Raw genomic sequence first — 11886 nt, 5'->3', positions numbered from 1 at the left:
TTTCTTTTTGTAAAAATTGGTAAATTTAAACCAGTAAAGTGTAAGGTATTATTTTACGAGCAAGGTATTTACTTTCGAATTGCGGGTAATACGAACTTAGTAACACAGAGTCTTTTTATCTGGGAAATTTAAATCATTACCCAAATACTCTTTGAATGCTGAGTAATGAAATACTTGTAGTTATACATTTTTGTAACTGTTCTTTATGTTACAAACTTGTAACCGGCACAAGATTTTTCAGTCACAGAATAACCTTTGCGGATTTGTAATAGGTCCTACATTCATTTTCTAACTAAATCAAAGTTTACAATCAACTATACAAAAAGTTTGAATAAAAAAATATTATTATAACCCTAAAGTTTTATACGATGTATCCGATATTAATAATAGTCACCTGAATCATGGATATTTTCTATATCATGGATGCTAAGGTAGCGCTACTGCTAGCAACATTTGGGGTGGCTGAAGAAGTTGCCATTTTGAAACAACTTGATTCAAAATGATGCAACACAACAATAATCTTGAACAAATGGATGGTTCAAGAATTACAAACACGGAGGTAAGGAAACATGAGAATCAATCACAACGTATCAGCATTGAACACACACCGTCAACTAGGTGTAAACACAGGTGCATCTGGTAAAAACCTGGAGAAATTGTCTTCTGGTCTTCGCATCAACCGTGCAGGTGATGACGCAGCAGGTCTAGCGATCTCTGAAAAAATGCGTGGTCAAATCCGCGGTCTAGAAATGGCTTCTAAAAATGCACAAGATGGTATTTCCTTGATCCAAACAGCTGAGGGTGCATTGACTGAAACACACAGCATTCTACAACGTATGCGTGAACTAGCAGTTCAAGCATCTTCTGACACAAACGAAGGCGTTGACCGTCAAAAGCTTCAAGCAGAGGTTGATGAATTGTCCAAAGAAATCAATCGTATTTCTACAGACACAGAGTTCAACAACCAAAAAGTATTGGATGGTTCTTTCGAAGATAAAACATTCCATATCGGTGCTAACCAAGGACAAAGCATCAAATTGAGCATTAACAACATGAGCAACTCAGAGCTTGGTGTAACAGGCTTTCAATCGAAAGAAACAGCTGTTGCAACAGATATTCAAGTTGGAAACACTTCTGAAGATAGCTTTAAAGTAGATTTGAAAGTAAGTGCAGATAAAAACGGTCCTTTAGTAACAGAAACAACAGCAAAAATTGATAAAGATGGTAATATTGTTGTAACATTGGCTCAAAAACAAGGTGATGGTACAACAGCAGGGGCAGTTACTGCTACTAAGCAAGATGTAGTAGATGCCCTTAAGAAAATTGGTATCGAAGCTTCTGTTGACGGCGGGAAAGCAGCAGATAAACTTACTGCTGGTAGTAGTACAACTATCGCTGCAGCTACAGACAAAGATGACACTAAAGGTGTTAACATCTCCACTCAAAAAGCAGCAGACAAAGCAATCACAACTATCAATAACGCTCTTAACAAAGTATCCGAAGAGCGCTCTAAACTAGGTGCAAACCAAAACCGTCTAGAGCACACTATCAATAACTTGGGAGCAACTGCTGAGAACTTGACAGCTGCAGAATCCCGTATCCGCGACGTTGATATGGCGAAAGAAATGATGGACTTCACAAAAAATAACATTCTTACTCAAGCTGCTCAAGCCATGCTTGCACAAGCTAACCAACAGCCTCAAGGCGTACTTCAATTACTTCGTTAATCTAACGATGATAATGATAAGAAAAGACCTAACGAATCAGTTAGGTCTTTTCTTTTGTAAAAGGACTGCTCTGTAATCTACAATCAATCGTACAAAGAGTTTGAATAAAAAAATATTTTTTATCCTGTAAAGTTTTATAAAGCAAATCCGATATAAGTAAGAGTTACCTAAGTCAAATTTTCTTCAACAATAGGTGCTAAGAGTAGAGCTACTACTTGCGTATAGAGGTGACTGTATCAGTTGTCATTTTGAATAAAGCAACTTTATTTAAAATGAACAACACAAAATCATCTTGAACAAATGGATGGTTCAAGAAGTAAAAAACATGGAGGTAACAAATCATGAGAATCAATCACAACGTATCAGCACTAAACACACACCGCCAACTAGGTGTAAACACAGGCGCATCTGGTAAAAACCTAGAGAAATTGTCCTCTGGTCTTCGCATCAACCGTGCAGGTGATGACGCAGCAGGTCTAGCAATCTCTGAAAAAATGCGTGGCCAAATCCGCGGTCTAGAAATGGCTTCTAAAAATGCGCAAGATGGTATTTCCTTGATCCAAACAGCAGAGGGTGCCTTGACTGAAACACACAGCATCCTACAACGTATGCGCGAACTAGCAGTTCAAGCATCTTCTGACACAAACGAAGGCGTAGACCGTCAAAAGCTTCAAGCAGAGGTTGATGAATTGTCCAAAGAAATCAAACGTATTTCTACAGACACAGAGTTCAACAACCAAAAAGTATTGGATGGATCTTTCGAAGACAAAACATTCCATATCGGTGCTAACCAAGGACAAAACATTAAATTAAGCATCAACAACATGAGCAACACAGAGCTTGGTGTAAATGGCTATCAATCGAAAGAAACAGCTGTTGCAACAGATATTCAAGTTGGAAACACTACTGCAGATAGCTTTAAAGTAGATTTGAAAGTAAGTACAAATGTAAATGGTGCTAAGGTAAATGAAACAACAGCAAAAATTGATAAAGATGGAAATATCATTGTAACATTGAAACAAGAGAAAGGGACTGGAGCCGCAGCTGGTGCTGTCACTGGTACAAAACAAGAAGTAGTAGATGCTCTTAAGAAGATTGGTATCGAAGCTTCTGTTGACCCTGCGAATGCTGCAGACGTACTTACTGCTGCTAGTAGTACAACTATCGCTGCCGCTACAGACAAAGATGACACAAAAGGTGTTAACATCTCTACTCAAAAAGCAGCAGACAAAGCAATCACAACAATCAACAACGCTCTTAACAAAGTATCCGAAGAGCGCTCTAAACTAGGTGCAAACCAAAACCGTCTTGAGCACACAATCAACAACTTGGGAGCAACTGCTGAGAACTTGACAGCTGCTGAATCTCGTATCCGTGACGTTGATATGGCGAAAGAAATGATGGACTTCACGAAAAACAACATCTTGTCTCAAGCTGCACAAGCAATGCTTGCACAAGCTAACCAACAACCTCAAGGTGTACTTCAATTACTTCGTTAATTTAGCGAAGATAATGTATAGAAAAGACCTAGCTACTCAGTTAGGTCTTTTCTTTTTTATATCAATATGGAGGGGAGTGTAATATGTGGAGCTTGTTTATAGTACACATAATTACTTAAAATTTTAATTGTAATTTTATGTAAATCAAAGTAATATATGGTTACCTCGGAAATACAATATGTCAAGGACTATAAGTTGAAAAAAAGATTCCTTCGTATCGTGCAGTAGCAGTTTTACCCTCTGCTGTACCAGCATTTGCAGTATCATCTCCGAGTTCAATTATCCATTAAGCAAAGAAGGTAAAATTGTAACAACATGTAATATAAGTTAGTCATTTATTATAAAGAGCGATTGGTGAGAATTACTTCCATATCGCTCTTTTATAATCTGGTGAAATTGCAATCTTTTTGCAAGCTTCAAATTTAATAGATGGCAAGAGAATAAGTAGTAAAGAACTACTGCTAATGTAAGGAAAAAGGAAATTTTTTCTAAAATGAGACTTTCTTGATATAGTATAATTTTAACTTTTTTGATATATTTGGAATACAGTGAAATATTATCCAATATTTTTAGATTGTAGTATCTATTTGGATTAAGTTTACGAAAAGCGATGGAATTATTAGTAAATTTGATGTTGTTTCATTATTATTTAAAAATATCTTACTTTTTATGGTAGCTATTTCAGATTAAAAGAGAACTTCCTGTAACCCAAGCGAGTGTGGGTGATAGTGTGTGGTCCATTATGTTGGCTGGGACAGAAGATATGCTTCACCCTAAGATTGATTCCAATAGTCCTATCTATTCTCAACTAGGTTCTGATTGATGATATCGGATACGAAAAGAGGGAAAATCATGGAGAAAGAAATCAAGTGCGTGATTTGGGACTTGGACAATACGATTTGGGAGGGGATTTTATTAGAATCTCCCGATGTTCAGCTTCGTCCCGGGATTGTGGAAATTATGAAAGAATTGGATTCACGTGGGATCCTTCATTCGATTGCAAGTAAGAATCATTTTGAATTAGCATACGAAAAGCTAAAGGAGTTTGGCATTGCTGAATATTTCCTCTATCCTCAGATCAATTGGAATGCCAAATCAGCCAATATCTCTAGTATCCAGAAAGATATAAACATTGGCATGGATACCATGTTATTTATTGACGATCAACCGTTTGAGCGTGACGAAGTAAGCAGCGTTCATCCAGAGGTTACTTGCATGAGTGAGACTGAATATACGAACTTATTAGATCATCCTCGTCTCAACCCAAAGTTTATCACTGAGGATTCGAAAAGACGTCGACATATGTACCTGGAAGATATCAAGCGTAACCAGGAAGAACAAGCCTTTGTTGGCCCTCAGGAATCTTTTCTTGCATCTCTTGAAATGAAGTTTATCATCTCAGAGGCACAAGAAGAGGATTTAAAACGTGCTGAGGAACTAACGGTTCGTACCAATCAGCTGAACTCAACAGGGGTTACCTATGATTATGATGAATTGAACGCTTTTCGTACGAACGATAAGTATAAATTGTTAGTATGTGAGCTTACTGATAAATATGGATCATATGGCAAAATTGGACTAGCACTAGTAGAAATAACCGAGGAAGCATGGCATGTCAAGCTGCTTTTAATGTCCTGCCGGGTGATGTCTAGAGGCGTTGGTACAGTTCTGCTTAGCTATATTATGCAAGAGGCCAAAGAGGAAGGGAAATTTTTACTTGCTGACTTCCGAAAGACAGACCGAAACCGGATGATGTATGCGACTTATCGCTTCGCCAACTTCAAAGAAATTTCATCTGGTGATAATGGGCATGTTGTATTTCAAAATGATTTGTCTATGATTCAGCCGTTTCCGCCTTATATCTTTGTAAAAGTAAATCATGCTATTGAAAAGAGATAATAAAACGGATGAAGAGGAGATAGACGGTATGAATATAAGTGCGCAACAAGCTGATATTTTCGTTGAAGTAGAGAAATTTGCTGAAGAAGAGATTCGTCCATACGCGAAAGAATTTGAGTTAAACGAAGAGCTACCTTCTGGGCTGATTAAGAAAATGGGGGAGAAAGGATATCTCACTGCCAGTATTCCTAAAGAGTACGGAGGGTTGGGGCTTGATCCAGTGCAATTTGGATTGTTTATAGAGCAAATAGGAAAATCATGCAATTCCGTCCGAGAATTGATCACGGTGCATAACTCACTTGTCGGAGAAACGATTGTACGATGGGGGACGAAAGAGCAAAAAGAAAAATGGCTCCCGTTGATGACAAAAGGTAAAAAGATTGCTGCGTTTGCACTCAGTGAGCCGAATGTTGGGACAGATGCTAGAAGTGTAGAGACATGCTATCGAAAAGAGGGGAATCAGTACATTATTACAGGGATAAAAAAATGGATTTCCTTCGCCGATATTGCAGATTTATTTCTCGTCTTCGCGTCACATGAAGAGGAAGGTCAAGTCACTGCTTTTTTGGTAGAGCGTGAATCGGAAGGGATACAATCAACTCGCATGACCGGATTACTGGCAAGTAAGGCGTCGCATATCGCTGAAGTTGAGTTTAGAGATGTTGTCGTTCCAGCAGAAAATGTACTTGGACCTCTTGGTGGAGGTTTTAGCTACATCGCCTCATATGGATTAGATCACGGACGCTATACTATCGCTTGGGGAGGTGTCGCAATTGCCCAAGCCTCACTGGAAGCAATGATCTTCTATTCCCGTAGGAGAACACAATTTGGGAAAAAGCTGTGTGAGTTTGACCTCATGCAGGGGATGATTGCGGATGCGACCACAAAAATTCATGCAGCTCGTGCCTTATGTCTTCATGCCGGAAAAATGCGATTGAACAAAGATCCTGATTCGATTATGGAAACTGCCATGGCGAAATATTTTTCTTCTAAGATGGTAATGGAGGTAACTATGGATGCGGTGCAAGCTCATGGTGGAAACGGTTTTTCCAACCAATATCCTGTAGAGCGCTACTTCCGCGAAGCCAAGCTTCTGGAAATTATTGAAGGTACATCACAGGTTATGCAGCTCATGATTGCCCAACATTCGATCAGTAAAAATTATGAAAAACGATAACCCTTGTCTTGTTTATTTAGATGGGGAAGCAGGAATAGATATCACCATTTTTATTTTGAAAATAATAACGATACAGAATTGAGGGATGCGTGATGACGACACGGGATAAAGTACGCCACTTTATAGAAAGTAACCTCGTAATTTTTGATGATCATGTTGAATTTAGTGATGAAGATAATATTTTTGAGCTTGGCTTTGTCAACTCGCTATTTGCCATGAAGATGCTGACATTCGTTGAGGAGGAATTCGTCATCACCATAGACAATGATGAACTTGATCTCATCAATTTTAGCTCTGTAAGCAATATCGTACGATTAATTGAGAAAAAAGTAGAAACAAAAGTGTAGGGGTGCCTTCCAATGATTCATGCTAAAACACCAACTGATAAGGGAGAAAAAATATGTCGAACATAATCTTTATGTTTCCAGGAGTGGGCTCCCATTATTTTGGAATGGGCAAAACACTTTATGACAACTTTTCGGTGGCGAAGCTTGCCTTTGAAGAAGCGAGTGACGCTGTAAAAATGGATCTAGCTAAGCTATGTTTTTCTCCTGACTACAGGGATGAGCTGCAAAAATTACAAAATTCACAGCTAGCTCTTGTATGTGTGGGGGTGACGACGTATCGAGTTTTTATGGAAGAAATCGGTCTTTTACCGGCTTTTTCGATGGGATATAGCCTTGGGGAGTATTCGGCGCTTGTTTGTGCAGGTGCCATTGAGTTTAAGGATGCTCTACAAATGGTACAGGAACGTGGTGATGTGGTTAGTGACGTAGCCAATGGAATCTCAGGTACAATGGCTTGGGTAACGAACATTGATTCACGAACCGTTGAGCAAATTTGTGTGGAAGTTTCACAAACAGGGGATGAAGTATATGTCTCCGCTTACGACACACCTCTAAAAACTTCTATTTCAGGCACAAACACCGCGATTCGTAAAGTAGGAGAGAAGGTTGTCGAAGCCGGTGGAATTGCCATTCCAATAAAAATGTCAGGCCCATTTCATAGTCCACTGATGATTGAAGCTGCAAACAAGTTCAAAGAAATTTTGATCAAGTATAACTACCAGCAGCCGCAATATCCCGTCCTATCTAATTACTCCGCACATCCATTTACAGATCACGCAAGTATTATCGAAAACTTATCCTTACAACTGGTTTCCCCCATTCGTTGGCAAGAATCACTATACTATGGCCTATCACGAGGAACCGACATGGCAATCGAGCTTGGGCCAAAAACAGTGCTGAAGTATTTGCTGGAGAACAACACCAAGGAATGTCCCGTATATTCATTTGACAAAGCAGAAGATTTACAAGCAATAAAGAACTCCTTCTTCTTCACGGAAGAAGAGTATATGCCTCTTATTGCCAAGTGCTTAGCAACAGTAGTAAGTACGAAAAATTATAACAAGCACAATAATGGATATGAAGAATCAGTTGTGCAAACGTTTGAACAGGTACAAAACATGTACGAACAGTTGGTGGAAACAAAGACACTGGCGCAAAAAGAGCATGCGTTAGCCGCAATTCATATGCTTCAAAGTGCTCTAGTAGCAAAGAACCTGCCTGAGAGGAAACATGCCGATCAAATAAAAAAAGTACTGGGTCATAAAAGATTTTCGAGCTAACGGATGATCACTTTGTTTACACAAAAAGGAGAATGATAGCATGTTTCAAAATGTAGGAATCATCGGAGCAGGAACCATGGGGATTGGTATGGTTGTCGATCTTGCTCTTCACGGAATTCGATCTGTGCTAGTAGATGTATCGGAGGAAACGTTGGAGAAAGCAAAAAAGGAGATATTACATACGGTTCGCTTTGCGCCACTGGTAAAGAAAGACGTAACGAGATTGACGCCAGAGCAAGTGATTGAGCTTGTCTCCTTTACGACTGCTTTAGAGGATGTTAGCCAGTGCGATTTCATTGTGGAAAATGTAACAGAGAACTGGCAGATCAAACATGCTGTTTATATGGAATTAGATCGTATCTGCAAACCAAATGTATGCTTTGCGGTTAACACCTCGTGCATCTCCATTACCAAGGTTGGCGGTGTGACAAAACGCCCGGACAAGGTAATTGGTATGCACTTTATGAACCCCGTTTTTATGAAGCGCTCCATTGAGGTAATCAAAGGGCATTTTACTTCACAAGAGACCATCGATCAAGCAGAAGCGTTTCTCTCCCAGTTGGATAAAGATGCGATCATCGTTAATGACTTACCTGGATTTGTATCCAATCGTATTTCGCACTTATTTATGAATGAGGCAGCATTTGTGGTACAGGATCAAGTAGCGACACCTAAGCAGGTAGACGAGATATTTAAAAAGTGCTTCGGTCATACGATGGGTCCACTTGAAACAGCAGACCTGATCGGCTTGGACACGGTTCTCGATTCTTTGGGAGTGTTGTATGACAGCTACCAAGATCCAAAATTCCGGGCGGCTCCCCTTCTTCGCAAAATGGTGGATGCAGGAATGGTAGGTAGAAAAAACGGGAAAGGTTTTTACGATTATTCGAAATAGTAAATTGTACAAAAAGAGAGGAATGAATCTTAAATGACTACGCTGACGACCGAAAAAATGATTAGCGATTATATCATGGATCATGTAAACGTTGATGAGCTGGACTATGATTTTCTGATTTTTGAGGAAGGATTAGTCAATTCTTTATTCGCAATTCAACTCATGACATTCCTCGAAAAAACGTTCAATATCAAAATCACAATGGATGACCTAGATATTGAGAACTATCGTTGTGTTAACGCTATTTCTAGATTTGTGAAGAGCAAACAGGGCGAGGTGTAAGCATGCTTAATCTGTTAACTGCAAAACAAAAAGCTCATTATGATCAATTTCTTGCATTCGCCGAAGAACATGTAGAGCCATACGCAAATCAGTGGGACCTCGACGAAAGAATTCCACAGGATATCATCGATAAGTCTGCAAAGGCAGGCTTCCTTGGAGGAGCACTCCCTGCAACATACAAGGGTCAGGAGTGGGATTTTGTTACTTATGGATTGCTGAACGAAGCTATTGGTCGCTTCAGCGTCTCTCTGAGCGGATTGTTTAATGTACACACAATGGTAGCTCAAACATTGCTGAAATGGGGAACTGAGGAGCAGAAAAAACATTGGCTAACAGATATTTCTACGGGAAGAAAAATCGCGGCACTTGCGTTGACCGAACCAGGGGCAGGCAGTGATTTGCAAATGATGGAGACCAGCTATACGGAGCAGGGCGAGTATTTTCTCTTAAACGGTAAAAAGCAATGGATTACCTTTGGTGCAGTTGCAGATGTCTTACTTGTCTTTGGGAAGCTAGGGGACAAACCTGTCGCTTTCCTCGTTGAAAAAGACACACCAGGGTTAACGATCACACCGATTGTAGGAATGCTTGGGTTTAAAGCGTCACATTTGGCGATCTTAGAATTCGATAACTGCGTGATTCCCAAGGAAAATATGATGGGTAAACCCGGTTTTGCGCTATCTTATCTTGCCCCTTACGCACTTGAATTCGGTCGTATTAGTATTGCTTTTGCTTCGTTAGGATTGTTGCGGGGCTGCTTAGAAATATGCGGTTCTCATGTGATGGAACGAAAAGCGTTTCATGCTCGCTTAATCGATCACGGAATGATTTCACATTTTATGGCCGACATGGGCGTTGATTATGAAGCAACAGCTCATCTCTGCATCTCAGCGTGCAGGGCTAAGGATGAGCACTCCCCGGAAGCAACTGAAAAAATCATGATTGCCAAATACTTCGCATCCCGTGCTGGAGCTAGACACTCTTCTAATGCAGTCCAGATTATGGGAGCGATGGGGTGCAACGAGAACTTTTCGGTTTCTAGATTTTACCGAGATTCAAAGACCATGGAAATTGTGGAAGGCAGTAATCAGATTCATCAAATTATACTTGGTTCAAGCTTTGCCAAAAAAGCGAGAAGAACGCTGGCTAGCGTGAGAACAGAAGGGTAGAGTCGATATGAGCAAATCGAACCTATTTGTTTCAGAAGCCGATAGACAGCAAATTTTGTTCATGCAAAACAATCACACAAAAGTAGAATATCCCAAAAACAAAATGATTTATCAATTATTTGAAGAACAGGTGGCTGTTGCACCAGATGCGATTGCTGCTATTTATAAGGATCAAACGATTACGTATCAAGAGCTGAATAAAAAAGCAAACCAATTGGCAAGACATATTCGCTCTTATGGTGTAGGCCCTGACCAGATTGTGGCAATCATGCTAGAGCGTTCACTTGAAATGATTATAGGTATCCTAGCCATTATCAAGGCAGGTGGCGCATACTTGCCCATTACTCCGTCCAATCCAGAGAAGCGAATCCGCTATATGCTGGAGGACAGCGGTTGTAGGCTGATGTTGACCAAAAGAGAAGTCATGCACTCGTATGATATTCCCACCATGTTCCTTGATGATGAAAATTATTACACAGGGGACCCTGATAATTTGTCATTCATCAATGAACCGAATGATCTCGCCTATGTCATTTATACATCGGGTTCGACGGGAAAACCAAAAGGCGTAATGATTGAGCACCATTCTCTAGTGAATCGCCTACACTGGATGCAGCATGCCTATCCTCTTGATGCGAATGATGTGATTATGCAAAAAACGCCTTTTGGGTTCGATGTTTCCGTATGGGAAATGTTTTGGTGGTCTATGGTCGGCGCAAAAGTATGCTTCCTGCTACCTAACTTCGAACGTTTCCCACAAGCGATCGTTGAGACTGCGGAGAAGAATCAGATTACGGTGATGCACTTCGTACCGTCTATGATGAACGCTTTTCTCAATTATCTTCAGGATGCAGGAGAAGAAGAAATTCGTCGATTGCGCTGCTTGAAACAAGTTTTTGTCAGCGGAGAAGCATTAACGCCTATCCACGTGAAAAAATTTAATCAAATTTTGCATGAAACCATTGGGACCAAATTGACGAACTTGTACGGCCCGACAGAAGCAACAATCGATGTAACCTACTACGATTGCCCACCGAGTGAGGAAATCAAGAGGGTTCCAATAGGAAAACCGATACAAAACACAAACATGTATATTATCGAAGAAGATCAATTGCAACTATCTGGAGAGTCAGGGGAGCTATGCATTGGAGGAGTGGGGCTAGCTCGCGGCTATCTCAATAATCCTACCTTGACAGCGGAAAAATTTGTTGAAAATCCTTTTATCCCGGGAGAAAAGATGTACAAGACCGGAGATTTGGCTCGTCTTCTACCCGACGGAAACATTGAATATCTGGGAAGACTGGACCATCAGGTGAAAATCCGAGGACTACGAATCGAACTGGGAGAGATTGAAGCGACAATAACCGATTTCGAAGCGATTGACCAGTGCATCGTAACAGTCAATGAACAATCAGAAACGATCGTTCATCTTGTAGCCTATGTTGTTCCTAAAAAAGAGTTTTCGGTATCCGACTTAAAAAGATTCGTTAAAGAACGCTTACCTGAATATATGGTTCCTAGTATTTACATGACGCTTGATTTACTGCCGTTAACGTCTAACGGCAAGATTGATCGCAAATCTTTGCCTGATCCGCAAAGCTAGGAAACGAT

Annotated in this window: 10 protein-coding genes; all 10 read left to right on the top strand. The window is 40.2% G+C overall.

Annotated features, from left to right (window positions below; translation table 11 throughout):
- Window positions 1–569 precede the first annotated feature (569 nt).
- A complete protein-coding gene (locus ACQV1I_RS15850; RefSeq protein ID WP_116334115.1) occupies window positions 570–1727 on the top strand; it encodes a flagellin in 1158 nt (385 codons plus the stop codon).
- A gap of 341 nt (window positions 1728–2068) precedes the next feature.
- Window positions 2069–3226: a flagellin gene (locus ACQV1I_RS15845; protein WP_116334113.1), complete on the top strand. Its 1158-nt coding sequence runs from the start codon at window positions 2069–2071 to the stop codon at window positions 3224–3226.
- 852 nt (window positions 3227–4078) lie between these two features.
- Window positions 4079–5125 carry an HAD-IIIC family phosphatase gene (locus ACQV1I_RS15840; protein WP_116334112.1) on the top strand — a complete coding sequence of 349 codons (1047 nt, stop codon included), beginning with the start codon at window positions 4079–4081 and terminating at the stop codon, window positions 5123–5125.
- A 28-nt stretch (window positions 5126–5153) separates the two neighbouring features.
- Window positions 5154–6302, top strand: a complete 1149-nt coding sequence (locus ACQV1I_RS15835) for an acyl-CoA dehydrogenase family protein (protein ID WP_116334111.1) — start codon at window positions 5154–5156, stop codon at window positions 6300–6302.
- A gap of 92 nt (window positions 6303–6394) precedes the next feature.
- Window positions 6395–6649, top strand: a complete 255-nt coding sequence (locus ACQV1I_RS15830) for a phosphopantetheine-binding protein (RefSeq protein WP_018670472.1) — start codon at window positions 6395–6397, stop codon at window positions 6647–6649.
- Window positions 6650–6702: 53 nt separating this feature from the next.
- Complete coding sequence (locus tag ACQV1I_RS15825; RefSeq protein WP_116334110.1) at window positions 6703–7929, top strand: ACP S-malonyltransferase; 1227 nt, start codon at window positions 6703–6705, stop codon at window positions 7927–7929.
- Between the two features lie 40 nt (window positions 7930–7969).
- Window positions 7970–8824, top strand: coding sequence for a 3-hydroxyacyl-CoA dehydrogenase family protein (locus ACQV1I_RS15820; protein ID WP_018670474.1), 855 nt, complete (start codon window positions 7970–7972; stop codon window positions 8822–8824).
- 33 nt (window positions 8825–8857) lie between these two features.
- Complete coding sequence (locus ACQV1I_RS15815) at window positions 8858–9106, top strand: acyl carrier protein (RefSeq protein WP_094699619.1); 249 nt, start codon at window positions 8858–8860, stop codon at window positions 9104–9106.
- A 2-nt stretch (window positions 9107–9108) separates the two neighbouring features.
- Window positions 9109–10275: an acyl-CoA dehydrogenase family protein gene (locus tag ACQV1I_RS15810; protein WP_116334109.1), complete on the top strand. Its 1167-nt coding sequence runs from the start codon at window positions 9109–9111 to the stop codon at window positions 10273–10275.
- 7 nt (window positions 10276–10282) lie between these two features.
- Entirely contained in the window at window positions 10283–11878 is a 1596-nt protein-coding gene (locus ACQV1I_RS15805) for a non-ribosomal peptide synthetase (RefSeq protein WP_116334108.1), read from the top strand.
- Window positions 11879–11886: the final 8 nt, after the last annotated feature.

Source organism: Brevibacillus sp. JB24b (genome assembly GCF_051713385.1).
GTDB classification, from domain to species: Bacteria; Bacillota; Bacilli; order Brevibacillales; family Brevibacillaceae; genus Brevibacillus_B; species Brevibacillus_B laterosporus.
Note: the sequence above shows the minus strand (reverse complement) of the source record. Positions and strands in the feature narration are given on the sequence as shown.